The 25,098-nt window shown below is 45.8% G+C and carries 28 protein-coding genes; 13 read left to right on the forward strand and 15 right to left on the reverse strand.

Annotated elements, in window-relative coordinates; all coding sequences use genetic code 11:
* Window positions 1-103: 103 nt before the first annotated feature.
* The 11 genes from H0Z19_RS06300 to H0Z19_RS06350 all read right to left on the reverse strand — a co-directional run bounded on the left by H0Z19_RS06300 (window position 104) and on the right by H0Z19_RS06350 (window position 9,081).
* The gene (locus H0Z19_RS06300) at window positions 104-1,090 is read right to left on the reverse strand and encodes a DUF5305 family protein (RefSeq protein WP_290724922.1); all 987 of its coding nucleotides are present in this window, start codon (window positions 1,088-1,090) and stop codon (window positions 104-106) included.
* Between the two features lie 19 nt (window positions 1,091-1,109).
* On the reverse strand, window positions 1,110-1,967 hold the full coding sequence (locus tag H0Z19_RS06305) for a signal peptidase I (RefSeq protein WP_290724924.1): 858 nt from the start codon (window positions 1,965-1,967) through the stop codon (window positions 1,110-1,112).
* A gap of 1 nt (window position 1,968) precedes the next feature.
* Complete coding sequence (locus H0Z19_RS06310) at window positions 1,969-2,403, reverse strand: SipW-dependent-type signal peptide-containing protein (protein ID WP_290724925.1); 435 nt, start codon at window positions 2,401-2,403, stop codon at window positions 1,969-1,971.
* Window positions 2,400-2,849, reverse strand: coding sequence for a signal peptidase I (locus H0Z19_RS06315; RefSeq protein ID WP_290724927.1), 450 nt, complete (start codon window positions 2,847-2,849; stop codon window positions 2,400-2,402). Before H0Z19_RS06315 ends, H0Z19_RS06310 begins: the two co-directional genes overlap by 4 nt.
* Window positions 2,846-3,772, reverse strand: coding sequence for a TasA family protein (locus H0Z19_RS06320; protein ID WP_290724929.1), 927 nt, complete (start codon window positions 3,770-3,772; stop codon window positions 2,846-2,848). Before H0Z19_RS06320 ends, H0Z19_RS06315 begins: the two co-directional genes overlap by 4 nt.
* Window positions 3,772-4,530, reverse strand: coding sequence for a TasA family protein (locus H0Z19_RS06325; RefSeq protein WP_290724931.1), 759 nt, complete (start codon window positions 4,528-4,530; stop codon window positions 3,772-3,774). The genes H0Z19_RS06320 and H0Z19_RS06325 overlap by 1 nt, the downstream gene beginning before the upstream one ends.
* Before the next feature lie 10 nt (window positions 4,531-4,540).
* Window positions 4,541-5,140 (reverse strand): SipW-dependent-type signal peptide-containing protein, encoded by a 600-nt coding sequence (locus H0Z19_RS06330; protein ID WP_290724933.1) that lies wholly within the window; start codon window positions 5,138-5,140, stop codon window positions 4,541-4,543.
* 35 nt (window positions 5,141-5,175) lie between these two features.
* The gene (locus H0Z19_RS06335; RefSeq protein WP_290724935.1) at window positions 5,176-5,925 is read right to left on the reverse strand and encodes a TasA family protein; all 750 of its coding nucleotides are present in this window, start codon (window positions 5,923-5,925) and stop codon (window positions 5,176-5,178) included.
* Between the two features lie 133 nt (window positions 5,926-6,058).
* On the reverse strand, window positions 6,059-6,271 hold the full coding sequence (locus H0Z19_RS06340; RefSeq protein ID WP_290724937.1) for an ArsR family transcriptional regulator: 213 nt from the start codon (window positions 6,269-6,271) through the stop codon (window positions 6,059-6,061).
* Between the two features lie 115 nt (window positions 6,272-6,386).
* On the reverse strand, window positions 6,387-6,665 hold the full coding sequence (locus H0Z19_RS06345) for a winged helix-turn-helix domain-containing protein (protein ID WP_290724939.1): 279 nt from the start codon (window positions 6,663-6,665) through the stop codon (window positions 6,387-6,389).
* A gap of 154 nt (window positions 6,666-6,819) precedes the next feature.
* Window positions 6,820-9,081, reverse strand: coding sequence for a vitamin B12-dependent ribonucleotide reductase (locus H0Z19_RS06350; RefSeq protein WP_290724941.1), 2,262 nt, complete (start codon window positions 9,079-9,081; stop codon window positions 6,820-6,822).
* Between the two features lie 147 nt (window positions 9,082-9,228).
* On the opposite strand from H0Z19_RS06350, the gene ala reads away from it, so the two are divergent.
* The 11 genes from ala (at window position 9,229) to H0Z19_RS06405 (ending at window position 19,573) form a co-directional block, all read left to right on the forward strand.
* The gene (ala, locus tag H0Z19_RS06355; protein ID WP_290724943.1) at window positions 9,229-10,197 is read left to right on the forward strand and encodes an alanine dehydrogenase; all 969 of its coding nucleotides are present in this window, start codon (window positions 9,229-9,231) and stop codon (window positions 10,195-10,197) included.
* A complete protein-coding gene (locus tag H0Z19_RS06360; protein ID WP_290724944.1) occupies window positions 10,194-10,862 on the forward strand; it encodes a TIGR00289 family protein in 669 nt (222 codons plus the stop codon). Before ala ends, H0Z19_RS06360 begins: the two co-directional genes overlap by 4 nt.
* Before the next feature lie 167 nt (window positions 10,863-11,029).
* The gene (gene sat, locus H0Z19_RS06365; RefSeq protein WP_290724947.1) at window positions 11,030-12,400 is read left to right on the forward strand and encodes a sulfate adenylyltransferase; all 1,371 of its coding nucleotides are present in this window, start codon (window positions 11,030-11,032) and stop codon (window positions 12,398-12,400) included.
* 10 nt (window positions 12,401-12,410) lie between these two features.
* On the forward strand, window positions 12,411-12,758 hold the full coding sequence (locus tag H0Z19_RS06370; protein WP_290724949.1) for a hypothetical protein: 348 nt from the start codon (window positions 12,411-12,413) through the stop codon (window positions 12,756-12,758).
* Between the two features lie 46 nt (window positions 12,759-12,804).
* Window positions 12,805-13,257, forward strand: coding sequence for an adenylyl-sulfate reductase subunit beta (aprB, locus tag H0Z19_RS06375; RefSeq protein WP_290724951.1), 453 nt, complete (start codon window positions 12,805-12,807; stop codon window positions 13,255-13,257).
* A 16-nt stretch (window positions 13,258-13,273) separates the two neighbouring features.
* Window positions 13,274-15,205, forward strand: a complete 1,932-nt coding sequence (gene aprA, locus H0Z19_RS06380) for an adenylyl-sulfate reductase subunit alpha (protein WP_290724953.1) — start codon at window positions 13,274-13,276, stop codon at window positions 15,203-15,205.
* A gap of 96 nt (window positions 15,206-15,301) precedes the next feature.
* Window positions 15,302-16,114 carry a CoA-transferase gene (locus H0Z19_RS06385; protein WP_290724955.1) on the forward strand — a complete coding sequence of 271 codons (813 nt, stop codon included), beginning with the start codon at window positions 15,302-15,304 and terminating at the stop codon, window positions 16,112-16,114.
* 2 nt (window positions 16,115-16,116) lie between these two features.
* Complete coding sequence (locus H0Z19_RS06390; RefSeq protein WP_290724957.1) at window positions 16,117-16,854, forward strand: CoA-transferase; 738 nt, start codon at window positions 16,117-16,119, stop codon at window positions 16,852-16,854.
* Between the two features lie 48 nt (window positions 16,855-16,902).
* A complete protein-coding gene (locus H0Z19_RS06395; protein ID WP_290724959.1) occupies window positions 16,903-18,204 on the forward strand; it encodes a phenylacetate--CoA ligase family protein in 1,302 nt (433 codons plus the stop codon).
* A 9-nt stretch (window positions 18,205-18,213) separates the two neighbouring features.
* Window positions 18,214-18,627 (forward strand): ACT domain-containing protein, encoded by a 414-nt coding sequence (locus H0Z19_RS06400; RefSeq protein ID WP_290724961.1) that lies wholly within the window; start codon window positions 18,214-18,216, stop codon window positions 18,625-18,627.
* 1 nt (window position 18,628) lies between these two features.
* Window positions 18,629-19,573 (forward strand): potassium channel protein, encoded by a 945-nt coding sequence (locus H0Z19_RS06405; protein ID WP_290724963.1) that lies wholly within the window; start codon window positions 18,629-18,631, stop codon window positions 19,571-19,573.
* On the opposite strand, the gene egsA is transcribed toward H0Z19_RS06405, so the two are convergent.
* Window positions 19,570-20,625, reverse strand: a complete 1,056-nt coding sequence (gene egsA / locus H0Z19_RS06410) for a sn-glycerol-1-phosphate dehydrogenase (RefSeq protein WP_290724965.1) — start codon at window positions 20,623-20,625, stop codon at window positions 19,570-19,572. The two genes, H0Z19_RS06405 and egsA, sit on opposite strands and share 4 nt — an antisense overlap.
* Before the next feature lie 61 nt (window positions 20,626-20,686).
* Complete coding sequence (locus H0Z19_RS06415; RefSeq protein ID WP_290724967.1) at window positions 20,687-21,070, reverse strand: thioredoxin family protein; 384 nt, start codon at window positions 21,068-21,070, stop codon at window positions 20,687-20,689.
* A gap of 49 nt (window positions 21,071-21,119) precedes the next feature.
* On the opposite strand from H0Z19_RS06415, the gene cobB reads away from it, so the two are divergent.
* A complete protein-coding gene (gene cobB, locus H0Z19_RS06420; protein WP_290724969.1) occupies window positions 21,120-21,857 on the forward strand; it encodes an NAD-dependent protein deacetylase in 738 nt (245 codons plus the stop codon).
* Here cobB and truD read toward each other — a convergent pair.
* On the reverse strand, window positions 21,838-23,073 hold the full coding sequence (truD, locus tag H0Z19_RS06425) for a tRNA pseudouridine(13) synthase TruD (RefSeq protein WP_290724971.1): 1,236 nt from the start codon (window positions 23,071-23,073) through the stop codon (window positions 21,838-21,840). The two genes, cobB and truD, sit on opposite strands and share 20 nt — an antisense overlap.
* A 56-nt stretch (window positions 23,074-23,129) precedes the next feature.
* Window positions 23,130-23,753: an SCP2 sterol-binding domain-containing protein gene (locus H0Z19_RS06430; protein ID WP_290724973.1), complete on the reverse strand. Its 624-nt coding sequence runs from the start codon at window positions 23,751-23,753 to the stop codon at window positions 23,130-23,132.
* A gap of 116 nt (window positions 23,754-23,869) precedes the next feature.
* On the opposite strand from H0Z19_RS06430, the gene H0Z19_RS06435 reads away from it, so the two are divergent.
* Window positions 23,870-25,045 (forward strand): pectin acetylesterase-family hydrolase, encoded by a 1,176-nt coding sequence (locus H0Z19_RS06435; protein ID WP_290724975.1) that lies wholly within the window; start codon window positions 23,870-23,872, stop codon window positions 25,043-25,045.
* Window positions 25,046-25,098: the final 53 nt, after the last annotated feature.

A 25,098-nucleotide genomic window follows, 5' to 3' on the forward strand; every position in this document is an offset into this window, starting at 1 on the left:
AATTTCAGAAAATTTAGAATTCTAAATTTAAGAATTTAAATTAGAATATTAATTCGATTTTTTAAAATATATGTCTTTTCAAAAATAAATTATTAGGAGTAATTCATTTTTCTCTGCAATAGTAAAGCACACCTCCGTGCACGAAGAAAAACACTTTTTTGTCCCTGTCATAGAAAATGTGTTCGAGGTTCTCATTTGCAGCCTTGAATATGTCTTCAACAGTCTCAACCTCGACTTTTTCAAGGTTCGTTTCGGGTATTTTTGCAAATGATGCGCTTTTAATCAGTCTATCTCTTTTTGCAGCCTCAATCTCTTTTTCAAGGAATTTTACGTCTTTATAGACGATCCTAAGCAAAATTGAAGCAATAAGAAATGCTGCGGACAAAATCACAAATGCAGCAGGAATCAAGGTGGCGTAAAAAGGCTTGGGAACGTTTATAATTCTTTTTTCAGGTATTGTAAATTCCTTGGTCTCGTTTAATGTGGAGAATGAATAATAGGTGCTCTGTACATCTACAGGTATTGTGAAGGTAAGTGTTTCGTCAACCTCCCTTCCTTTAATGATTCCACTATATTTGACTTTTTCAATCACCTCAGCGCCCGTTTTACCAAGGAAGACGCCAAAGGAGTTTTGCGCATCATTTATCCTGCTTTTAAGATCGGACACGTTTATCTCGAAAATAGTCCTTATCTCTCCCTTTGAGCTGTTGGTGGCAGTAAAATACACTTTCTTCCATACAGGCACGTCATTTACTTCGTAGAAGTAAACCACACTCGTTTCGACGGTAATATCCACATCACTTTTCGGTGACGTCGTAAAGTAAAATTCTCCTCTGTATTCAGGAGTCAGAGAGTAAGAATAGACGGGAAGAGTCACAAAACTTCCATTTGGCCAGATGGGGTTATCTTTTTTAACTTCAGCACCACCCCTGAAATACGCTAGGGCGGAATAGTGGTTAATTAAAACCTCAGTTTCCCTAGTTTCGGGTTTTAAGCCGTTGTAAAGCATATAGGAAGATATTATCAGGGTTAACAGTGAAGCGACTATAACGACCTTGTAATTTTTTCTCATGTTCAACTTAGCTTCCATGTATATTTCTCACCTCCATTCATATATATTTCTTTTGTGTTTTATAATACAACGGTTTTAAGAAAAATGTGACGATCGAGGCCATAACGAATTGGATGAAGGGGAGTATCCCATATTTGTAGGCTGGATATAATATTAAAAGGGGTAAAAAGGCATTTATGACTGTAAAATCTTTGATTTCTACTTTTTCATTGGGTTTTAATACTGTGTAGTATGGTGGGGTCTCGTGGAAAACGTAAACGTCAAAGAATCCATTATTGGTAACAACACCGTTTTCTTCGGTTAGCGATGGAGTTGATAGCAGTGAAACCACAATCAACGAGCCAGCAAAAATGATTGTGGCTTTCCAGATAGAAAAATGCTTTCTGTATTTTCTTAATTTTATCTCCTTTAATCTCGCCTCTCTTCTCAACTCTTTATCGTTTTTTGTAAGAGTTTTGAATTCAGAGACCATAAGAACTGATGCAGGAAGCAGGATGAAAAGGAAATACATAAGAAAATTTCTGCTCTTGAATTCATGGAAGAGGTATCCTATGTAGGGAATTCCGAATTTAAAAGTACCGTAAATATCTTTCTTGCTGACGTTAAACGGATCCGGGTCTTCTACAGCATCACCTTTAGTTTTAATTCTTTCATCTTCCACTTCGATGATCCTGTGAGTAATTAGCACTTCCTTTTTACCCGAAGGATCGGAAAAAGCTATTACATCGCCAACCTTAACTTCCGAATTCTTTTTCACGATGATGAGGTCGCCGGGGTACATCAGAGGCTCCATACTGCTGCTCAAAACAACGAGTATTCTGACATCATCCGTGAGAATCTCGTACCCGGAAAAAAGGATGAAAAAAACCACCAAAGCAGTAAAAATCCGGTTCATATTATTCCTCCAGAGTAATCGTTACGGGAATTTCCAGAACTTTATATGGATAGGAAGGGTAGCTTATTTTGAGAATTCCGTTATAAGTGCCGTTCGCATGAGGCTGGATAACCATCCCGACTATCCAGTCATTTAAGTCTTTTTTGAGGTTGAATTCTACAAAATTCTCCCCATCCCAGTCTAATTCCGGAACTCCGGGGGCATCAACAATTCTGAAAATAACGTCATATTCATACCTAATACCTTCTTCTCCTTCGAAAACGATTCTCACATCGCTTTCCTTTAAAACGAAGCTCTCTACTGGGTAAATCTCCGAAGCCCAGTGTCCGCTTGTAAAGTAGCCTCTTTGCACTTCTGAGTCGTAAAAGTAGCTGAGCGTTCCCGACACTAAGATTAGCATCCCTGCGAGCAGTGAAAAAATCAGAGTTCTTTTCATTTTAAGTCACCGCCTACAATACTCTTTAATTCAATAATTAATAAAGCTAATCTTGGGAGTAGAATGAGAAGCATATAGCCCCAGAAAGTTCTGACAAAGTTTGCTACAAGGCCAACTTTTGGTATTTTACCCAAATAAACTCCCACAACCTCTTCTGCCTTCACATTTTCATCCACACGCTGAAGGTTGTCTCCCTTGGTTACGAAACCATTCTCCGTTTTGCCCACCACACGGTGGGTTATTAAATACGTTTTTCCGTTTATGGTTTTTTTGTAGGTTATAATATCTCCCAGCTCGACATTCTCTTTGGGATGTATTACAATCAGGTCTCCCGTCTCAAGCTCTGGAAGCATTGAGGTGCCGTATGTATTCAGAACTCTAAATCCGCTCAGGTAAAGAACAGCAGCCGTGAGTGTCAACGAGATAGCAGCAATCATAATTTTCATCTTCTCACCACGCCATGGGCAGCTATGCAATCCCCACTGTTAACGATGTATTCGTCAAAAGCAGCGTTAACGGATTCGTGCTTGTAGGGGAATCTTCCTGGCGATGGTTTTGGGGGTGGGCAATCTCCAACATAAAGGTGAGTATCGAGAAGTTCCCATCCCTGCATGTTGTATGTAACCCTAATTTTTCCATTTCCAGCGTCCTCAACTTTAAGAAATCCCGCAAAGTTGTGTTTCCCAGCATAGATTGGAATCTGAACTGTGCCTCCGTTATATTGGAAATAACTACCCCATCCCTGCTTGAATTCAATGAAATTTTCACCTATTGCCCAGCAGGTTTCTTCTTTACCTCCATCCAGCTGCTCAAGGGACAGTTCGAGGTCAAATTTTGCAATATCCCCCTGATACTCGTTTCCTGCGGTGCTGTTGATGTGGAAAGTAAAGTGGATGTCGCATATCTCTCCTGGATTAATGGGCGAGGTGTAGAATTTTACGTCTTCAAGGTCTCTCAGAGTTTTGTTATCGTTTTCAACAATCATCTGAGAAAAGCTGTCGCACTCAATCCAAATACCGGTAAAGGTCTGATAGGAGACTTTGTTCACCTGGTTGAGCGGATCGAATCTTGCCTCCTCTTCCGTAAACTCACCACCGAAATCCCTTACATTGTATATTTTCAGGTCAACTATTGCGGGATTGTTTCCGGCATTCTTTATCCTGATTATTTTTTCCTTGTATTCGCAGGGTTTTGCTTCGATGTCAATTAGCCTTCCCGGATTATCTGTCCAGCCGTTTTGCCAGAGTTTCAAATCAATATAACCCGTTGTGTAAGTGGATGGAGAAAATTCAATGTCTGAAAAGTAGGCCAGAGTTCCTCCGGCAAATAAAATTAAAGAAATGGAAAAAAATATGACGTAACTTTTCATCACTCACTCGCCACCTGCTCCAGCTTTACCGTTATGTCAACAAATGTGATATCGCCCTGATATTTGTTTCCAGCAGAGGTGTCGAAATCGATGTACATTGCCAGTTCAAGATAACTATCAGTTCCATTTTGCCATCCATCGTTATCTATTTCTGGGGGAGGTACGTTGTCGAATCCTGTCATTGCCAGATCTTCTAAATCCATGTATCCGTTGCCATTGGCATCTACAAGGTTGTAAGGCGCTGCCAAGCCGACAGCTGTGGGTTGATAGTTGTCTATAATTTTGTCTACTCGGGTAGGGGGCAAATCATCATCTATATACCACTTGAAGTGCAGGTGGTGAATTTTGATGAATTTTCCCATTCTATTCGCTCCAAGATGCCCGGTAGCATATGGAACACCGACAATCGGGCTCTGGCTTTTTTCTGAGTCGCTCTCCGGCCCAGCTAAGAAGCCGTCGGTAATGTTTCCGTTGTCATCTTCGTAGTATTCAAAGCTGAAGTTTATCTCCAGATGGTCTCCCCTGTTCTCTCCCCAGTTCCAGATTTTAAGCTTTCCATCCTCTCCTGGTTCACCGGGTTTCCAGTCGTAAATGTCGAGAATAACATGTCTTGGAAAACTGTTAGTCAGGCCAATATCCAGTGATCCAGCCTCGAAGTAGTTGTTTTTAGCTTCCTCAACATCTGCGAAGTAGGCGTAGGTGCTGAGGGTCGCCATTGCAACTGCTGCAATAAAAACAAATGCTGCTGCTGTCTTCATTTTTCACACCTCAGTAAGGGACACCATTGTCATTTACCTGGAAGGCCTTGAACACAATGTCAAACTGCATCTGGTCTCCCTGATACTCGTTTCCAGCATCGCTCTTCATGTGGAAGCTGAACGCCACGTTCACACATTGATTGGGCTCAAGCGTTGTTAGTTCATGCCAAATTCCTTCAACATCCCTCACGGTCAGTACTCCTTCCCAAATGAGGACATTCCATCCCTCTCCCTCGTTGTATGCGAGATCGAACCACGTCACGTTTGAGAGGTCGTTTACAAGCCCAGATGGGTCAGCTTCAAGCTCAGGTTCTGTTTCAACGTTGTTCGATTCTGTGATGTTTTCTATTTTCGTATAAACAACAGCCGGATTAGTTCCGTTATTACACACGAGCTTGTAAACGCAGAAGTTCAAGCTCGGTTTTGCATCGTCTGTAACAACTACCGATGTGGTCCAGGGGTTCTCTCCGTCAACTGAGATGTCAATTGTTCCAGCCGTTATTGTGTTATTATCACTAACCTCAACGTCGTAGAAGTAAGTCAGGGTGCCCGTGGCAATCACTGCCATCATGAAGCCAATGGAAAGAATGCTCAGTATCGCTTTTCTCATTTCCACCACCAAAAAATAGGGAGTGTGTATTTGTATTACCCTGCGAACGGGTTGCTGTTATCGTTAAGCTGCGTAACAGCGAACTTCAGGTCTGCCCCCCAGCTGTCTGACTGGGCCATGTTGTCAGTAGCAGTTGAATCCCAGCTCCAATATATTCCAAAGCAGTAAGTTTCGCAGGGTTCCATGTATCCATCCGGCAAGTGTTCGCTCAGGTTGAAGCTCTGGTCTGAAATCTCGTTGAGGTATCCTTCCCACAAGATTTGTTCGCTTTCAATCCCATTTCCGTTGCCATCGCAAATTGGGCACTCACATTCATCTTCATAAACGTCCAGCTTATTGTCACAGTCATCATCTCTCCAGATCATTACGTATATGTAGTCATCAAGTTCTCCCTCTCCAACTCCGTCGGTGCTGTCTCCAGCTTCACTTTCAGGTTCTGTTATTCCGTTGTCATCATCTTCTTTGACATCGACCATGAACCACAGGTATCCAGGGTTGTCGTAGAGATGCAGGCTAACTGTCATCTCTCCAGAATCGCCAGGTTTAACGTCATCAAGCTGCCAGAAGTAGTCACTCTCTCCTAAATCCTTCTCACTAAAGTTGTGGTAATAGACATTTCCATCCCACTTCCAGTATGTGCTATTCAAATCCACTTTCAGGTCGAGGCTGCCAGCCGTGAAGGTTCCTGGAGCCATCTCGGTGTCGCTGAAGTACGCAATGGTTCCCGCACCCAGTCCAATTCCAATAAGCCCCACAACAAGGAGGCTATACCAAACATTTTTCACTTCCAATCACCTCGAAAAGTAGTTGTCAGCCATTTTTAATATGCTTATTGAAATATAATTACAAATTAAAAATATGTATTGCTTGTTCCGATTGAAAATTGGGAAAAAAGGTACATAAGTTTCTTATGTATTATTAGTACACGTCAAGTTCAACCAGCTTCCTACCGCTTTCACTCAGTCTGAGCCTCAGATTATCGCTTTCAATGAAATCCATCTCTTTCAGGAACTCAAGCACTTTTTTCAGAATTTTTCGCTCCACCCTTAGAATTTTGGCCAACTCTCTTTCAGTCATTTCTTTCTCACTCAAGATTAGAAGGATTTCATCCATTAGTTCTGGAAAGTTCATAAAATTACTCTTCTTTTAGCTTTAATATGCATTTTGAAGTATAATTATGAATTTACATTAAGAATAATTTATCAGAAACTTTATTTCATATTTTAGTTTCTATTTGAATCAAAAATCAAAAAATGGGATTTTCCGCACTTTTTAGTGCCTCGAGATCTTCCTCTATTTCTCTGAATTTCTTTATGAACTCTCTTCCTTTACCGGTGGTTCTGTATTTTGTTCTTTTTCCGTCGAGAACGGATTCGATAAAACCTTCTCTTAAGAGGCAATTAACGTAATCCTGGGCGACTTTAGAGTTCAAATTTGCTTTGTAAACGATTTTCGTGATGTTTACTCCGTTTCCGGAGCAAATTTGAAGAATTTCTGCAACGATTTCAACTTTAGACCTTTTCATTCTGAACACCCGAAGTATTCAATGTGCCGTAAATTTTGTTTTTAATGATATTTATAGATTACGCTAAATTATAACAACAATAATGATGAGAAAAACAACAATAAAAAACAACAATAATTATGAGTAAAAAATCAAAAACTAAATAAAAAGTTATTCAACCACACCTCGTAAACCCGCAGAACCTGCAGGTTGCACAGCCCTCCCCATACTCTAGGACGTTACCGCATTCAGGGCAAACACCGCCAATCTGCTTCGTCCTCGACTCCTCTTCTTCTTTTTCTCCGGTGAATGCTGTCAGCGGTTTGATTCCTTCAACCTCGAACTTTATCTTCTTGTACTCTCCCTTGAGGTGCTTTTCGAGAACCTTCGCCACACCATCCGCACATGACGTGATGACCTCTCCGTTGTCGAAGCCCGGCGAGGGACAGCGGATGTTCTTGAGCTGCCTTATCAGCACTTCTGGATCAATCCAGCTCCTCAGTGCGACGGACAGAAGTCTGCCCATAGCTTCTGTCTGGGAAGCGGCACAGCCTCCGCTCTTTCCGAGCTGGACGAAAACCTCTGCAATTCCATATTCATCTTCATTGATGGTAACGTAAAGGGATCCACAACCAGTCCTCGTTTCAATCGTTCTGCCCGTTGTTATTCTGGGCCTTGGCCTTGGCTCGATGTACTTTGCCGGTGGTCTCGGCTTCGCTTCTCTCTCTTTCTTCTCCTCTTCAGCCTTCTTTATCCTCAAAACCTGCTCTTCTCTGCTTCCGTCTCTGTAAACAGTAATCCCCTTGCATCCAAGCTCGTAAGCCAGCAAAAATGCCTTCTCCACGTCTTTTCTTGACGCAGAGTTCGGCATATTAATGGTTTTGCTAACTGCGTTGTCTGTGTACTTCTGGAAGGCTGCCTGCATTTTGACGTGCCACTCTGGCGGGATGTCGAGAGCGCATTTGAAAACTCTCCTTATATCTTCGGGAATCTCCTCTATATCCTGAATGCTTCCTCTCTCAGCAACCTTCTCAATAAGCTCGTCGCTGTAAAGCCCTATCTTCCTTAAAACATCCTCAAATATCTCGTTTATCTCGAAAAACTCCTCTCCATCGAGAATGTTCGTTCTTTTGTATGCGAGAGCAAAAATTGGTTCAATCCCGCTCGAACATCCCGCTATGATGCTTATCGTCCCAGTAGGGGCAATAGTTGTGGTTGTTGCGTTTCTCATCTTCATCCCTTTCTTTTCCCACACGCTCCCCTTCCAGTTCGGAAAAACTCCTCTCTCCTCAGCAAGTTGCTGTGAAGCCTTGTGGCTCTCCTCCTGTATGAACTTCATCACTTTCTCAGCAAGCTGAATTGCCTCTTCGCTGTCGTAGGGTATGTTGAGCAGGAAAAGAGTGTCTGCCCAGCCCATCACGCCCAGCCCAATTTTCCGATTTGCTTTCGTCATTTCCTCAATTTCGGGGATGGGATAGCTGTTAACGTCAATAACATCATCAAGAAATCTTACAGCAGTCCAGACAACCTCTCTAAGACCCTCCCAGTCGATTTCACCATCTTTAACGAATTTTGCAAGGTTTATGCTGCCGAGGTTGCAGGATTCGTATGGCAGTAAAGGTTGTTCACCGCATGGGTTTGTAGCTTCAATCATCCCCACGTGAGGAGTGGGGTTGTAGCGGTTGATTGTGTCGATGAAAATCATCCCCGGCTCTCCGTTTCTCCACGCACCCTCAACGATGAGGTTAAATATCTTCTTGGCAGGAACTTTCCTCACAACTTCCCCCGTTCTGGGATTGATAAGTTCATAATCCTCATCCTTCTTCAAAGCCTCCATAAAGGCATCTGTAGCTGCGACGCTGATGTTGAAGTTCCTCAGCACACCCTCCTCCCACTTTGCCGTTATGAACTCCTCGATATCAGGGTGATGGACATTCAGAACTCCCATGTTTGCCCCTCTTCTCCTTCCTCCCTGCTTTATTTGCTCCGTGGCAGCGTCGAATATCTTCATGAAGCTCACTGGCCCACTTGCCACACCCATCGTTGATTTTACTATGTCTCCTTTCGGTCTCAGCCTAGAGAAGCTGAACCCCGTCCCACCGCCGCTCTTCTGAACCTTTGCCGTGTCCCATAAAGCCTTAAAGATGCCGTCAATGGAGTCCTCAACGGGAATTACAAAACAGGCAGAAAGTTGATTCAGCTCAGTTCCGGCATTCATCAACGTTGGTGAGTTGGGCATGAACTTCTGCTCCCACAAAAGTTTGAAGAACTCCTCAGCCCACTTTTCAACATCGTTTCCGTAATTCTCTTCAGCTTTGGCAATTGCCCTTGCAACTCTCCAGCACATTTCTTCAGGCGTCTCAATTACGTTACCCTCATCATCTTTGAGAAGATACCTCTTTCTGAGCACAGTTTCGGCAGTACGATTGAGCTTCATCAGTAATGGTAGATATGAAAGATAAAACAGTTTTGCCTGCTTTTCCAAAGCATCAACTGAAGGAATATTTCTGCATTGAAAAATTTTCTTACAAAATATCAAGAAAATTTGACACTAACTTTAATACATTTCAATAAGATGAATATCATGGAAACTCTGATTTTAACCCAGGAAGAGGTTGAATCTCTGATATCTATGGATGAGGCGATGAATGCTGTCGAGGAAGCGTTCAGACTTTATACACTCGGAAGGGCTGATATGCCTCCAAAGGTGTATCTTGAGTTCGAGAACGGCGATTTGAGGGCAATGCCAGCACATTTAATGGGATATGCGGGGATAAAGTGGGTGAACTCACACCCGTACAACCCTGAGAGGGGTTTGCCGACGGTTATGGCGCTCATGATTCTAAACAGCCCCGAAACGGGATTCCCTCTTGCAGTAATGGACGCAACCTACACGACCTCTTTAAGGACCGGCGCGGCAGGTGGAATAGCTGCAAAGTACCTGGCGAGGAAGGACAGCAGGGTTTTTGGGTTCGTTGGCTGCGGAACTCAGGCGTACTTTCAGCTTGAAGCTCTGAGGAGAGTTTTTAACATCGAGGAAGTTAAGGCGTATGATGTAAGAAAAGAAGCTGCCAGAAGGTTCGTAAACCATTGCAAAGAGAAGGGAATTGCCGCCTCTGCAAAGTTAATCGAAGAAGTGTGTAAGTGCGACGTCCTCGTCACAACCACTCCATCGAGAAAACCTGTTGTTAGGGCTGAGTGGGTTGAGAAGGGGACGCATATAAACGCAATTGGAGCGGATGCCGCAGGAAAGCAGGAACTCGACCTTGAAATCCTGAAGAGGGCAAAAATTGTTGTTGACGATTTGGAGCAGGCAAAACATGGTGGTGAGATTAACGTTGCAATATCTGAGGGCGTTATAGGGATTGAGGACATTCACGCAACCATTGGAGAGGTTATAGCCGGTCTGAAGGCTGGAAGGGAGAGTGAGGAGGAGATAACGATTTTCGATTCAACAGGATTGGCAATTCAGGATGTGGCTGTGGCGAAAGTCGTTTACGAGAATGCGATTAAGAGTAACCGGGGAAGGAGAATAGAGTTCTTTAGAATATGAAAGTTGCCGCACTCATTTCAGGTGGAAAAGACTCCATTCTCGCACTGCACAAGGTGGCAGAGAAGCATGAACTTGTATCTCTGGTCGGTGTATTTCCCAGGAATGCCGATTCTTACATGTTTCATTCCGTAAACCTCCACATGCTTGATGTTGTAGCAGAGTCAATTGGTTTGCCCTTGAAAAAGCTCTACGTTTCTGGTGAGGAAGAAAAGGAGGTGGATGAGCTTGCTGAGCAGGTTGGAGAAATTGATGCAGAGGCTCTTTGCATTGGGGGAATAGAGTCAAATTATCAGAAGAAGAGGTTTGAAAGGGTTTGCAGAGAGGCTGGGATGGAGCTAATTGCACCACTGTGGAAGATGGACCCTGAACGGCTAATGCGCGAGGTTGCTGAGAAATTTGAAGCGGTAATTGTCAGTGTTTCAGCAATGGGGCTTGACGAGAGTTTTCTCGGCAGGAGGATTGATGAAAACTGCATTGAAGACCTTAAAAAGCTAAATAAGAAATACGGAGTGCATTTAGCTGGAGAGGGGGGAGAATTTGAGACTCTCGTCCTTGACACTCCTCTTTACAGGTTCAGGATAAAAATCGACGGCATGAAAAAGTTCTGGGATGGTGTGAGGGGGTACTGTTTAATTGAAAGTTATTCGAAAATTTCGAAATCATGAACGAGAAAATTTTAGAACCCTTTCGGCGTTAGTTTTCGAAGGGTTTGAAAGCTTCACGGTTTTGAACAAATTTGAAAATTCGAAAACCTTTAATCATTAAAATATTTTTCGAAACCTTTATATAAGGTCGTGAAAAAAAATACATCATAGGTTAGGAGGTGGAATAGATGCCTTTGATTAAGACACCGCCACCACACGGCGGAAAACTTGTAGAGAGTGTTGTTAAAAAGAGAGACATTGCTGAAAAAATGATTGCTGGATGCCCAACTTATGAACTGAAGCCCACAACGCTGCCGGATGGAACGCCAATTCGCCACGTTTACAGAGAAATAATGTCCGTCTGTTACGGCTTTTTCAGCCCCGTTGAGGGCTCAATGGTGCAGAATGAGCTGGAGAGAGTTCTTAATGAGAGAAGATTGCTGAGCGAGTGGATTTTCCCGTATCCGATTCTTTTTGACATCAGTGAAGAGGACTACAAAGCTCTTGACGTCAAAGAGGGGGACAGACTGCTTCTCATGCTGAAAGGTCAGCCCTTTGCGACACTCGACATTGAAGAGGTTTACAAGATTGATCCTGAGGATGTGGCAACCCGCACATTTGGAACGCCTGAAAAGAACCCCGAGGTTGTTAGAGAACCCTTCAACGACAAGCACCCTGGATATGTGATTTACAAGATGCACAAACCCGTAATTCTTGCTGGAAAGTACACGATCGTGAATGAGCCGAAATTCAAGGAGCCCTTTGACAGGTTCTGGTTCCCACCGTCAAAGTGCAGAGAAGTCATAAAGAACGAGAAGAAGTGGAGAACAGTCATTGCCCACCAGACGAGAAATGTTCCCCACGTGGGACATGAGATGCTGATGAAATGTGCTGCATACACTGGCGATATTGAGCCATGCCACGGAATTCTTGTCAACGCAATAATTGGAGCCAAGAGGAGAGGAGACTATCCGGATGAGGCAATACTTGAAGGTCATGAGGCTGTCAACAAGTACGGTTACATCAAGCCTGAGAGGCACATGGTTACCTTCACGCTCTGGGACATGAGATATGGCAACCCAATCGAGTCGCTGCTACATGGAGTTATCAGGCAGAATATGGGATGTACGCACCACATGTTTGGAAGAGACCACGCAGCTGTTGGTGAGTACTACGACATGTACGCAACACAGATTCTCTGGAGCGAGGGCATTCCGAGCTTCGGCTTCGAAGCCCCACCGAATGAGGTGGACTATGGCCTGAAAATCATCCCGCAGAATATGGCTGAGTTCTGGTACTGTCCGGTCTGCCAGGAGATTGCCTACAGCGAGAACTGCGGACACACCGATGCAAAGCAGAAGTTCAGTGGAAGCTTCCTGAGAGGAATGGTGGCTGAGGGTATAATGCCGCCGAGAGTCGTCATGAGACCTGAAGTCTACAAGCAGATTGTAAAGTGGTGGAAAGTGTACAACTACCCGTTCGTTAACAGAAGGTACTTGGACATGAAAAACAAGGAGCTTGAGATTGATCTCCCGGCGATGGAGGTACCTAAGGCGTGAGGTGATGGAGATGCCGCACTACATAGCCGTATATTTGGATGATGCGAGATACGAGAAGATCAAGGGCACACCACTTGAGGAGAAAATCACTTACCTCTTTGGCGGACAGCTGAAGTCCTTGGTCGTGGAGGTTCCAGAGGATAAGTCTGAGAAGATTCTCAAAGCTTTTGAGAAAGCGAGAATTGACTCAAGAGGTTACATTGAGGATGTCCCGGTAGCGTTCAGAAGAGCATTGTTTGAAGAAATTGCTAAGGCGAAGTCTCTGGATGTCATTGATAAGGTCCTTGAAAGGCTGGATGAGCTGGTGGAGGCTGCAAAGAAGGAGGATGAGTATATCCCTCCACCAGACATAGAGTAAAATTAAATTTTTTAAAATGGTATGGAAAAAGTTGGAGGTGAGTTGAATGCCATCGTTTGTGAACCCGGAAAAGTGTGATGGATGTAAGGCTTTGGAGAGAACGGCGTGTGAGTACATCTGCCCCAACGACTTGATGACGTTGGATAAAGAGACAATGAAGGCCTACAACAGAGAGCCAGACATGTGCTGGGAGTGCTACAGCTGTGTTAAGATGTGCCCGCAGGGTGCCGTTGATGTCAGGGGTTACGTGGACTACTCCCCGCTTGGCGGTGCATGTGTGCCAATGAGAGGTACGGATTCGATTATGTGGACAGTCAAGTACAGAAACGGGAAGGTGCTGAGATTCAAGTTCGCAATAAGAACGACCCCATGGGGTTCAATTCAGCCATTTGAGGGATTCCCCGAACCAACTGAGGATGCCCTGAAGAGCGAACTTCTGGCTGGCGAGCCAGATATTATCGGGCTGAGCGAATTCCCGCAGGTAAAGAAGAAGGCTTAAAGGTGAGGTGGTAAAAATGGTATATGTTCCGAAGAAGGTTGAAACGTATAAGGCTGCCGATGTGCCGACAGAGGTAGTCGAGACGGACGTCCTGATTATTGGAGGCGGTTTCTCTGGCTGTGGCGCAGCTTACGAGGCTGCCTACTGGGCAAAGCTTGGTGGACTTAAGGTTACACTCGTCGAGAAGGCCGCTATCGAGAGAAGCGGTGCTGTTGCTCAGGGTCTCTCGGCCATAAACACATACATTGATCTGACCGGCAGGTCTGAGAGGCAGAATACCCTTGAAGACTATGTGAGATACGTAACCCTCGACATGATGGGCCTTGCAAGAGAAGACCTCGTTGCAGACTACGCAAGGCATGTTGATGGTGCTGTCCACCTCTTTGAGAAGTGGGGGCTGCCAATCTGGAAGACCCCCGAGGGCAAGTATGTTAGAGAAGGGCAGTGGCAGATAATGATCCACGGTGAGAGCTACAAGCCAATCATTGCCGAAGCTGCGAAGATGGCTGTTGGCGAAGAGAACGTATATGAGAGAGTTATGGTCTTCGAGCTACTCAAGGACAAGAATGATCCCAATGCGGTTGCTGGAGCTGTTGGCTTTAGCGTAAGAGAACCCAAGTTCTACGTGTTCAAGGCCAAGGCCGTCATTCTTGCTACCGGTGGTGCAACACTGCTGTTCAGACCAAGAAGCACTGGAGAGGCTGCTGGAAGAACGTGGTATGCCATCTTCGACACTGGCAGCGGTTACTACATGGGAATGAAGGCTGGAGCGATGCTCACCCAGTTCGAGCACCGCTTCATCCCGTTCAGGTTCAAGGACGGTTACGGGCCAGTAGGAGCATGGTTCCTGTTCTTCAAGTGCAAGGCGAAGAACGCTTTTGGAGAACTCTACATCGAAACCAGAGCTGATGAGCTGAAGAAGTATGAGCCATATGGAACTGCCACTCCAACACCAACGCCACTGAGAAACCACCAGGTCATGCTTGAGATAATGGACTGCAAGTGCCCGATCTACATGGACACCCCAACTGCACTTGCCGAGCTTGCAGGTGGTGACAAGAAGAAACTGAAGCACGTCTACGAGGAGGCCTTCGAGGACTTCCTCGACATGACAGTAAGCCAGGCACTGCTCTGGGCGTGCCAGAACATCGACCCACAGGAGGTTCCAAGTGAGGCAATGCCAGCAGAGCCGTACATCATGGGTTCACACAGCGGTGAGGCTGGATTCTGGGTCTGCGGTCCAGAAGACCTGATGCCAGAAGAGTACGCCAAGCTCTTCCCACTGAAGTACAACAGAATGACGACGGTCAAGGGACTGTTTGCAATCGGTGACTGTGCCGGAGCCAACCCGCACAAGTTCTCCAGCGGTTCGTTCACTGAGGGCAGAATCGCTGCCAAGGCTGCAGTGAGGTACATCCTCGAACAGAAGCCCAACCCAGAGGTTGATGATGCTGTTGTTGAGGAGCTGAAGAAGAAGGCCTACGCTCCGATGGAGAGGTACGAGCAGTACAAGAACCTCTCAACCGCTGATGATGTTAACCCAGAGTACATCCTGCCGTGGCAGGGTCTTGTGAGGCTGCAGAAGATCATGGATGAGTATGCTGCAGGTATTGCGACAATCTACAAGACCAACGAGAAGATGCTTGAGAGGGCACTCGAGCTGCTTGCCTTCCTTAAGGAGGACCTTGAGAAGCTTGCAGCAAGAGATCTGCACGAGCTGATGAGAGCATGGGAGCTTGTACATAGAGTCTGGACCGCTGAAGCTCACGTTAGACACATGCTGTTCAGAAAGGAGACCAGATGGCCTGGCTACTACTACAGAACCGACTATCCAGACCTCAACGATGACGAGTGGAAGTGCTTCGTCTGCAGCAAGTACGACGCAGAGAAGAACGAGTGGACCTTCGAGAAGGTTCCGTACGTCCAGGTAATTGACTGGACCTACTAAAATTTTTTATTATTTTTATATTTGGCTTACAGTTAGTCGTAAAACGGTAGAACTTGTTTTCGATACATTTTAAAAAAATAATGTAGCTATTAGATTATGAAAGATAAACTTGTTGACCTCGACGCTGCAGTAGATTTAGTGGGAAGCGGCGACACTCTAACCTTCAGCGGGGTATCGATGGTCAGAAAACCCATGGCATTTATAGCCAAGCTGATTCAGTCTGGAAAGAAGGATTTCACCATTGTTGACAGGGAACCCGGAATGGATTTTGATATCCTCATAGCTGCAGGATGCGTTAAGTGTGCAAGAGCTGCGATGGTCGGATTTGAACTTTTTGGCTTAGCTCCAAACGTTAGAAGGGCTGTCCAAGAGGGCGAAATCCAGTTCATCGAAGAAACATGTGGGGCAGTTGTGAATGGCTTGAGGGCTGGTGCAATGGGTCTTCCATTTCTGCCCGTCAAAGGCATAATTGGAACAGATCTCGTTGAGCTGCACGAAAAACTTGGAAACTGGAAAATTATCAACGACCCATTTGGAGGCGGGGAAATTGTGGCTGTTAAAGCCATAGTTCCAGATGTAGCGGTTATCCACGTTCAGAAGGCTGATAGATGTGGCAATGCCAGTTTGGAGGGAAGCAGATTTGAAGATGTTTACAAGGCGAAGGCTGCGAAGAAACTCATAATCACGGCTGAGGAGATAGTTCCAACGGATTACTTCAAAGAGAATCCAGAGAAGAACACGATCCCTTACTGCTACACCACAGCAGTTGTTCATGTTCCGAAAGGTGCGTATCCAACAGCATGTCCCAACTACTACCCACCAGACTACGAAGAGGTGCTGAGATACCTCAAAATGTGCAGAGAGGGAAAGGTAAAAGAGTATATTGACGAATTCATAAGGAGGTGGTAGAAATGCACCCCGCAGACGTTATGATAAAGGTCATGGCATCGCAGATAAAAGATGGGGAGGTGTTCCTTCACGGTCTCGCATCACCAATGCCAGCTCTCGCAATGTTTCTCGCCAAACTGACTCATGCCCCCAATATGGTGTACCTTGCTGTTGCAGAGGGTATAGATCCAGACCCTGAAAAGTTCAAACTCTACCCTTCTTCAGCAGACCCAAGACATGCTGCTGGATGTATCGGCATTGGCGAGCTCGCAGAAGCGTTTGATCTTGCTGCAAAGGGAAAAGTGGACGGAATGTTCCTCGGTGGGGCGCAGATAGACAAACATGCCAACATAAACCTGACGTGTATTGGCAGTTACGATAAGCCAAAGGTGAAATTGCCAGGAGGGGCTGCGGCAGCGTATCTCTCACCAATCGTCAAGAAATTGATACTGTGGACAACTAACCACTCAAAAAGGACTTTTGTCGAAAAACTTGACTTCAAGACAGGGATTGGTTATGAGAAGGGCAAAGACAAGAAAGTCGTAGTCGTCTCGAACATGGCTGTTTTCGAGGCCGAGGAGAGTGGTTTGAGACTTATAAGCGTGCATCCCGGCTTCAGCATTGATGATGTGCTTTCCGAGATGTCATTTGAACCGATAATTGACGGTTACGCAACAACACAACCTCCAAGTGATGAGGAGATGAAGATAATTCAGAAACTTGACCCAGAAAATGTAAGGTATCTTGAGTTCAAAAAATAGGTTAAAATTTTTATTCTCCATCCCTCATCTTTAAACCGGTGGTGATAAATGTACTGGAATCCAGCAATTGAAAGACTGTCAGCGAAGGAGCTTGAAGAAATTCAGGAGAGAAGACTCAGAGCGCTGGTAAACACAGTTTACGACTATTCGCCCTTCTACAGAAAGAGGTTCAAGGAGGCAGGTCTACATCCCTCGGATATCAGAAGCATTAACGATTTGCCAAAAATCCCCTTCACGAAAAAGCAGGATTTAAGGGACACCTATCCGTTTGGTATGTTCTGCGTCCCCCTCTCCCAGGTTGTGAGATTCCACGCGTCGAGCGGGACAACAGGCAAACCTACAGTAGTTGGCTACACTGCAAACGACATAAGAAACTGGGTGGAGAGCCTCTGCAGGGCTTTGGTGAGCTGTGGTGTTAGCAATGACGACATCATGCAGATCGCTTACGGTTACGGCCTTTTCACAGGAGGATTGGGTTTTCACTACGCTGCCGAAAGACTCGGTGCCACAGTTTTACCAATCTCAGCAGGTAACACGGCAAGGCAGATCGAGCTTATGAAAGATTTGGGCAGCACCGTTATAGCCTGCACACCTTCATACATGATCTACCTTGCCGAATACGCGTCGCAGATGGGAGTGGATATAGCTGAAGACACGAACCTCAGAGCTGGGATTTTTGGAGCTGAGCCATGGAGTGAGGAGACGAGGAAAAGGATTGAGGAAAAGACTGGAATAACGGCCTACGACGTTTACGGCACCTCTGAGCTCAGCGGGCCACTGTTCACTGAGTGCACTGAAAGGAGTGGAATCCATGTCTGGGCCGACATGTTCTTAATAGAGATAATCGACCCCAAGACTGGAGAGCAGGTTGGAGAGGGAGAGAAGGGAGAGCTTGTGGTCACGACCCTCACAAAAGAGGCCTTACCGCTAATAAGGTGGAGAACTGGAGACATTACCTACATGGAGAATGACAAGTGTGGCTGTGGAAGGTCACATCCGAGAATAATGCGCATTCTTGGAAGAGCTGACGACATGCTGATCATAAGAGGAGTTAACGTCTTCCCAAGCCAGATCGAGCATGTGCTGATGCAGATTCCTGAAGTGGGAGAGCACTACATGATAATTGTGGATCGCAGGGAAGATGGTCTGGACGAGCTTACGGTGCAGGTTGAGCTTAGCGAGAAAGCGGAGATAGACACGACTGGTGACATCCTGAGACTGGAGAGAAAGATTGCTGAGAAGTTGAAGAGTGTGCTCAATGTGTGGGCAAAGGTTGAGGTCGTCAATCCAGGAACGTTGCAGAGGTTCGAGGGAAAGGCTAAAAGAGTAATAGATAAAAGAAAGATATAAGGTGGTAACATGATAAAGCAGATTTCTGTGTTTGTTGAAAACAAGCCCGGGAGGCTTGCTGCGGTAACAGAAGTTCTTACGAAGCACGACATAAACATAAGGGCGTTCACAATCGCAGATGCCGGGGACTTTGGAATAATCAGAATGGTTGTTGACAAAACTGATGAGGCGTACAAAGCTTTGAAGGAAGCCGGGTTTACCGTAAGACTGACAGATGTGCTGGCTGTTGAGGTTGAGGACAAGCCGGGAGCATTGCACAGAATTGCGAGAGCACTTGGGGATGCAGGTGTAAACATCGACTATGTTTATGCATTCACGAGCGAAAAGCACAAGGCTCTGATAATCTTCCGGGTTAATAATAAGGAGAAGGCAAAGGAAGTTCTCGAAAACCTTGGAGTCCTCTTCAAGGGTGAAATAAGCTGAGATGAACTCAGCATCTATTCCTTTTTTAAAGATTGCAGCTTTTCTTTTGCTCGTTATCCTGGCGGGGACGGCAGGTTATCACTTCGTTGAGGGCTGGGACTGGTTCGATAGCCTTTACATGACCGTTATAACAATAACTACAACCGGATATGGCGAAGTCAGGCCGATGGGGACGGGAGGGAGAGCAATCTCGATGCTTCTCATGTTTGTTGGTGTAGGGACGTTTCTGTATGCGGTAAACATCTTTATGGGGCTGATAATAGAGGGCAGGATTGATAGAAGGTGGGAGAAAATGGTTGAAAAGATGGAAAACCACTTCATACTGTGTGGTTACGGGATTATGGGGAAGGAGATAATTAAGGAGCTTCCCAAGGATAAGGTGGTTGTTGTTGACGCAGACATGAGCAAGGTCTCAGCAGCCAGAGAAGACGGGTATGTTGCCGTTCACGGTGATGCAACCGATGAGCTGACCCTCGAAAAAGCGGGAATAGGAAAAGCCAAGGCGATAATTTGCTGCATGAGTGATGCTAACAACGCTTTTGCCATTTTAACAGCCAAGGAGTTAAATCCGAACGTAAAGACTGTTGCAATCCTCAGAAGTCCGGATGCGGAGAAGAAGGTGAGAAGGGTGGGTGTGGACATCCTTCTTTCACCCTACAGGGATGCGGCAAGGAAGATTGTTTCACTGCTATCAGAAAAAGCTGCCGCGGAGTTTGTTGAGACAGTTATAAGCGGGGCAAAGTCCCTAAACCTTGAAAAGGTTGTTGCTGATGATCACATGGACGGAAAAACTCTGAGAGAGCTTGATTTAAGGAGAAAGACGGGTTGTATAGTTGTTGCTGTCGTGAGGAGAGGAGAAGTGATACTGCCTGAAGCAGACACGAAGCTTGAAAAAGGAGATATACTGTACGTCCTGTGTTCTGGTGAAGCGCCGCTTGAGCTTTAAGCTACGCCTGTTTTCTCCAGAACAAGCTCAAATTCCTCCTTTGTTGGTTTAACAGCTTCAAGAATTGTAAACCTCTTCTTTCTCAGCTTCATTGCCAGCAAAAGTGCCTCCACCACCTGCTCTCTCGTCAGGCCTATTTCCTTTGCAGTTGTCGGAGCATGAACTTTCTCAAGGGAAGTCTTCACCTGCTCCCAGTCTCCCCTGCCATAGTGCTTTTCGTGCAGGTACTCCATGATTATCGTTCCGAGGGCAACCTGCTCTCCGTGAGTGCCATTGCCGTAACCGAGGTAGTCGAGGGCATGGCTGAACTTGTGCTCCGCTCCACTTGCCGGTCTGCTTGAGCCGACGAAGGCTATGGCGACACCGCTCATTATCAGTCCTCTCAGCAGCATCTGGAGATGGGGGGGGAGTGTTAGGTCAAGCTCATCTGCCTTGGTCACCATTAGCTCAGCTGGCATGACAGCCAGGGATGCAGCAACCTCGTTGTAGTCCTCTCCCACGAGATCTCTCGCAAGCTGCCAGTCCTTCACAGATGAGACATTGGAAACCAAGTCTCCATAGCCAGACCTTAGCAACCTTATAGGACAGTTCTTTATTATGTTGAGGTCAGCCACAACAGCTGAAGGGGGATTTGTGGATATCGATAGGGGCTTACCGTTCTCCTTAAAGCTTGCAACAGGAGAAGCGATGCCGTCATGGGAGGCTGTTGTGGGTATGCTGATCAGAGTTGCGTTGAGTTCTGACGCAACGACCTTTGAAACGTCAAGCACCTTCCCGCCTCCAACACCCACAACGGCATCGTAATCTGCAAAACCACCCCTTAAGACTATCCTCCTGGCCTCCTCCATCCTTGCTGATTCGACGAGCATCAGGTCGTATTCGAACTCAGACAGCATTTCTTTTAGACCAACAACTACGAGGTTCTTCACAATCTCATCAGTCAGTAGAAGGAAGTAATTTGCATCTAAGCTTCTAAGAACCTTGGGGAGCTTTTGAATCACATCCTCTCCAATATACACGTGATACGGAAGATCAACCGTCTTGAACCTCATTCTACCACCTCATCAAAACCAGTGTACGAAGTTCGTGGTGTTTGTATATAAATGTAATCTGTTACTTCTCAAGCACCTGCATGAGCTCTTCAGGAAAAGCTGTAGAGAAGCAGGAGAGGTTATCATCGAAGCCCGTGCAGAAAACGGGAACTTGGAAGACTACAACCGGAGGTTTTTCTCTCGTTGCATCCACGTAAACGGGAATGTAGTTCTCCCTTATGAATTCCATTGCAGATTCGTTTTCCCTGAAGAACTCCTTAAACTTCTTGCATACCGGACATTCGGGCGTGCCTATGAACACGAACATCTTTTTGTCCTGCTCTTCTGAAAGCTTTTTCCCCTCCTCGTAGCTGTACCATCCTTCAAGCGAATCGCTCTGGCTGAACGTAGAAATGGCAATGAGCGCAATTGCTACTACGGCTATCAGGACATACGCCGCCTTCACAAAAACACGGATTCAATAAAGATTTATGAATATTTTGCGACATTTCTTCATGGAGGAAAAACTTGTTAAGATGTTGATTGAGTCAAAGCACCTCGTCGCTCTAACAGGTGCTGGAGTGTCGGCTGAGAGCGGGATACCAACCTTTCGGGGAAAAGATGGCTTGTGGAACAAATACAGCCCTGAAGAACTTGCTAACCCGCAGGCATTTGCCAAAGACCCTGAGAAGGTCTGGAGGTGGTATGCATGGAGGATGGAGAAAGTCTTCGGTGTTGAGCCGAACAAAGCTCACTACGCTTTTGCAGAACTTGAGAGAATGGGAATCCTGAAATGCCTAATCACTCAAAACGTTGATGACCTGCACGAGAGGGCTGGAAGCAGAAACGTCATCCATCTGCATGGCAGTTTGAGGGTTGTGAAGTGCACATCCTGTGAGAACTCCTTTGAGGTTCAGGAACCTCCGAAAGTCCCTCCCCTGCCAACTTGCGATAAATGTGGCTCTCTTCTGCGACCCGGAGTTGTGTGGTTCGGTGAGATGCTCCCCCCTGATGTGCTTGAGAGGGCGATGAGGGAAGTAGAGAAAGCTGACGTGATAATTGTCGCCGGAACCTCAGCGGTGGTTCAGCCGGCAGCGTCACTACCGCTGATAGTCAAGAGAAATGGTGGTGTCATCATCGAAATAAACCCCGACGAGACACCGCTAACTGCTATCGCCGATTACAGCCTGAGGATTAAGGCTGGAGAGATGATGGAAAGCTTGGTAGAGCCGGTCAAGAAAGCTCTTTCTTGAGAAACTCTCTCAGGAAAACCGTTGCGTAGCAACCTCTTGGCAAGTAAAAGCTGAACGCATCCCCATCAAAATTTACGTTTGTATGCTCGATTAACATATCCGCCGGTCTGTATGACCCGCTGGATGAAAACTCCTTGTATTTTGTCTTAAAGCTGCTCAAATCGAGGTTATCTTCACTGAGGAAGTCGAGGGCTATTCTGCTCCACCCCTTTAACTCTGTGCCATAACCCACCAGCGGCAACGCCAGGGATGCGACCCTCTCCCTTATCAGGTATCTCACCCTCGCCTCATTCACGTCAATCTCGCTGCAGTCTGAGAAGGTCGGGCGTGTTTTGAAGGTCAGGTAGCAGGCGAAGTCTCCTTTCTCCACAGTTTTGAGCTCTCCGAACTGCCTAATCCTCTCAGAAAGAAGCCTGTTGAAGGTGTAGGATTGATATGCATGAATAAACATCATTTTCAGGTTTTTTGGAAGTGAAAGTAAAGCCTCCTCCTCGCTCTTCCCTTCCCTCAGCTTCTGGAGAAGATTCCTCTCATACCTCAAGTATTTCGGCAGTTCTCTCAGGCCGAGCTTTGCATCTCTCGTATTCCACAGTATTTCCCTTATTTTCCTGACCTCCTCATTCTCGCCCTCAAAGGGCTTTGCAACGTAAACCCAGAACGCCTCCTTGTAGTTGTTCTGAAGAATAAGCTTTCCAACCTCGTGCGTAATGAATCTAATCGATCCAAACCGCTGGAGACCAAAAAAGTTCGGAGTGCCTTTCTCAATCAGCTCGCTTTTCGTTTCCCGGAATATCTCGCTGTCTCTGCAGTTTTGGACTTTTATTCTGAAAATGTTTCCGAACAAATCTCCGAGTTGAATAGCCCTCCTCGCGTATCCAACCACTTCAATTTTCGCATCTTTCAAATTGACCTTCTCAATTTCTTCTCTCTTAACTCCGTAGATTGAGAAGTACTGAACCGTAAGAGCTCTTTTGTCCTTCGTCCCGGCAAAGCTTATCCTCCTCTGACTTATGCCGAGAGCGTTGGAAAGCACCCTGACGAAGTTGAGAGTGTCCCAGTTCTTCTTTTCAACTCTGATTATCAGAAAATCCCCATCATCGCTTAAATTAAGCTCAGCTACCTCTTCAACGTAAAAATCACTCGCATCAGCCTTTATTTCTCCCCCCATTCCGGGAGTTGAGGTTATGTAGCACTCAATTCCTACTTTCTCTTCCACGTAACCAAGTGACTTAACGGCTTTATATTTTGTTCTATTCAAAAAAATTGGGAAAATTAGGGATCTGTGTCGATTTCAATAGAGTTCTGCAACTCGTTGTACTTTCTTACTGTTGCTATGTTTCTCATCATATATGCGAGGTCTCCCTGAAGCTTGAGCTTCCCCTGCATGATCATCGTAGTCGGGTCAATTTTCTTGAAGATCATCTCCTTGAAAGCCGCATAAGGCCCACTGAGCTTGAACCTTGCATCCTCCTTCTCTCCCGGCGCCACTGGCTCTGCATGCCTCATTTCCCCATGCCAGAAGTCCAGCCAGATGTACATTGCTGCCCCTTTAACCTCATCGAGCTTAATCTCTGCAACCTTCTTGGTTAACTCATCGTAGTTCAGCGAGTCAATGTCCACATCCTCGTCGACCGACAAACCGAGTTTCTGCAGAAAAACCTCTGAGGGTGTGCCCTTGAACTTCTCTCTTCTCTCTTTCGGTATCGCGTAAACCAAGGAAAGGAACCCTCTTAGTATTTTCGGGTTCTGAAAGTCCTTCAAAGCAGTCTCATCGATTTCGGAAATTACCAGATAATCCCCTTCCCAGTTTGCCGCAACCCTCTTATACTCCTCATCGCTGTTGACAACTCTCAAAAGCTCATCGAGCCACTCCTTCGACGGATACACCACTGCCATGTTTAAAAATTGCCAAACCTAATTTTAAATCTTTCTGGTTTTCCAAGGATTTTTGATGATGATAACGATTGTTATTTTAAACAAAAATTTTATATAAAAATATACTAACATTCTACATGCGGTTCGCTTTGGCAGTATTGATGTTAGTCCTGAGTGTTGCACCATCTCTGGCACTGGGCAGCTATGAGGTTGTGGAGGAAAGGTATGCGGACCCCTTTTCTGTGGACATTAGCAGTATGCCATCTTTCAGTGAATTACCCGTTGACGATCCGGATGATGGGATCGATTGGGTGAAGGTTCCGCTCCCAGAACCATGCGTTAATGGGATGGGGGAGAAAACTTTCATAATGGTGAGAAAAGGCTCTTCAAACAACCTGCTCATCTTCTTTGAGGGAGGAGGGGCGTGTGCTGACTACAAAACCTGCAAACCAATGCTATGCACAGACTTCGACAATTGTAAGCCCCTTCTTGGGATAGGTAGTGTTGTGGCCTTGGAGTCAAAGTTCTGCTTCCTTTCGGCGTACTACAGAGGCGGAATCTTTGACGTCAGGAGGCCAGAAAACCCCTTCAGAGACTGGACAATAGTCTTTGTTCCTTACAACACAGGAGATTTGCACATGGGAAACAGTGTGGTGAAGTATTTCTACCACGGTAAGACCAAGACGATTTACCACGTCGGCTACGTTAACGCAGTCGTTGCAATGAAGTGGATAAAAGAGAGTGGGGAGTTTGACAGGGTTGTTGTTACCGGTTCGAGTGCTGGTGGTTACGCCACGCTTTTGCACGGATACACGGCATGGAAGATTTTCGGAAAGTCAGTAACCGTGATCAACGATGCTGGACCCGGGATTGAGCCGGATAAAGACAGCAAGTTTCAGCTTGACAAAATACTGGAGCGGTGGGGCGCTATGCAGAACATCCCTCAAGATGCTCAGTCCTACTTTGAGGGTAGGGATCCAACCTACGTCATTGAGTACCTGTTGGATAAGTGTGAGGACTGTCATTACGGCTTATTTGAAGACCAGAAGGATTTGATAATAGGAAGCATATTTGACGCGTATTATCCATGGCAGTTCAAGGCGAGACTTTTGAAGGTCACTGGTGAGATTAGAGAGGACAATGAGAGATTCTGCAGGTTCATGTCTAACGATTACCAGCACACAGCCATCACTGGTGGTCTTCTTTACCCTCTACAGAAAGACCGCTTTTACTACGAGAAAATTGACGGATACAGGCTTTACGAGTGGGTTAATGAGGTTATGAATGGAAACTGTGTTGATCTTGTAGAGTGATTATGGTTTTGAGCAAAACTATTTATACCAAAAATAACAGACCAGCTGCATGG

It is taken from the genome of Archaeoglobus sp. (assembly GCF_017656475.1).
In the GTDB taxonomy this organism is placed as follows: Archaea; Halobacteriota; Archaeoglobi; order Archaeoglobales; family Archaeoglobaceae; genus Archaeoglobus.

Bases quoted from the DNA above. Each gene is read 5' to 3' on its own strand.
- H0Z19_RS06300 (WP_290724922.1), bottom strand. From the start codon at position 1,090: ATGGAAGCTAAGTTGAACATGAGAAAAAATTACAAGGTCGTTATAGTC.
- H0Z19_RS06305 (WP_290724924.1), bottom strand. From the start codon at position 1,967: ATGAACCGGATTTTTACTGCTTTGGTGGTTTTTTTCATCCTTTTTTCC.
- H0Z19_RS06310 (WP_290724925.1), bottom strand. From the start codon at position 2,403: ATGAAAAGAACTCTGATTTTTTCACTGCTCGCAGGGATGCTAATCTTA.
- H0Z19_RS06315 (WP_290724927.1), bottom strand. From the start codon at position 2,849: ATGAAAATTATGATTGCTGCTATCTCGTTGACACTCACGGCTGCTGTT.
- H0Z19_RS06320 (WP_290724929.1), bottom strand. From the start codon at position 3,772: ATGAAAAGTTACGTCATATTTTTTTCCATTTCTTTAATTTTATTTGCC.
- H0Z19_RS06325 (WP_290724931.1), bottom strand. From the start codon at position 4,530: ATGAAGACAGCAGCAGCATTTGTTTTTATTGCAGCAGTTGCAATGGCG.
- H0Z19_RS06330 (WP_290724933.1), bottom strand. From the start codon at position 5,140: ATGAGAAAAGCGATACTGAGCATTCTTTCCATTGGCTTCATGATGGCA.
- H0Z19_RS06340 (WP_290724937.1), bottom strand. From the start codon at position 6,271: ATGAACTTTCCAGAACTAATGGATGAAATCCTTCTAATCTTGAGTGAG.
- H0Z19_RS06345 (WP_290724939.1), bottom strand. From the start codon at position 6,665: ATGAAAAGGTCTAAAGTTGAAATCGTTGCAGAAATTCTTCAAATTTGC.
- H0Z19_RS06350 (WP_290724941.1), bottom strand. From the start codon at position 9,081: ATGAAGCTCAATCGTACTGCCGAAACTGTGCTCAGAAAGAGGTATCTT.
- ala (WP_290724943.1), top strand. From the start codon at position 9,229: ATGGAAACTCTGATTTTAACCCAGGAAGAGGTTGAATCTCTGATATCT.
- H0Z19_RS06360 (WP_290724944.1), top strand. From the start codon at position 10,194: ATGAAAGTTGCCGCACTCATTTCAGGTGGAAAAGACTCCATTCTCGCA.
- sat (WP_290724947.1), top strand. From the start codon at position 11,030: ATGCCTTTGATTAAGACACCGCCACCACACGGCGGAAAACTTGTAGAG.
- H0Z19_RS06370 (WP_290724949.1), top strand. From the start codon at position 12,411: ATGCCGCACTACATAGCCGTATATTTGGATGATGCGAGATACGAGAAG.
- aprB (WP_290724951.1), top strand. From the start codon at position 12,805: ATGCCATCGTTTGTGAACCCGGAAAAGTGTGATGGATGTAAGGCTTTG.
- aprA (WP_290724953.1), top strand. From the start codon at position 13,274: ATGGTATATGTTCCGAAGAAGGTTGAAACGTATAAGGCTGCCGATGTG.
- H0Z19_RS06385 (WP_290724955.1), top strand. From the start codon at position 15,302: ATGAAAGATAAACTTGTTGACCTCGACGCTGCAGTAGATTTAGTGGGA.
- H0Z19_RS06390 (WP_290724957.1), top strand. From the start codon at position 16,117: ATGCACCCCGCAGACGTTATGATAAAGGTCATGGCATCGCAGATAAAA.
- H0Z19_RS06395 (WP_290724959.1), top strand. From the start codon at position 16,903: ATGTACTGGAATCCAGCAATTGAAAGACTGTCAGCGAAGGAGCTTGAA.
- H0Z19_RS06400 (WP_290724961.1), top strand. From the start codon at position 18,214: ATGATAAAGCAGATTTCTGTGTTTGTTGAAAACAAGCCCGGGAGGCTT.
- H0Z19_RS06405 (WP_290724963.1), top strand. From the start codon at position 18,629: ATGAACTCAGCATCTATTCCTTTTTTAAAGATTGCAGCTTTTCTTTTG.
- egsA (WP_290724965.1), bottom strand. From the start codon at position 20,625: ATGAGGTTCAAGACGGTTGATCTTCCGTATCACGTGTATATTGGAGAG.
- cobB (WP_290724969.1), top strand. From the start codon at position 21,120: ATGGAGGAAAAACTTGTTAAGATGTTGATTGAGTCAAAGCACCTCGTC.
- H0Z19_RS06430 (WP_290724973.1), bottom strand. From the start codon at position 23,753: ATGGCAGTGGTGTATCCGTCGAAGGAGTGGCTCGATGAGCTTTTGAGA.
- H0Z19_RS06435 (WP_290724975.1), top strand. From the start codon at position 23,870: ATGCGGTTCGCTTTGGCAGTATTGATGTTAGTCCTGAGTGTTGCACCA.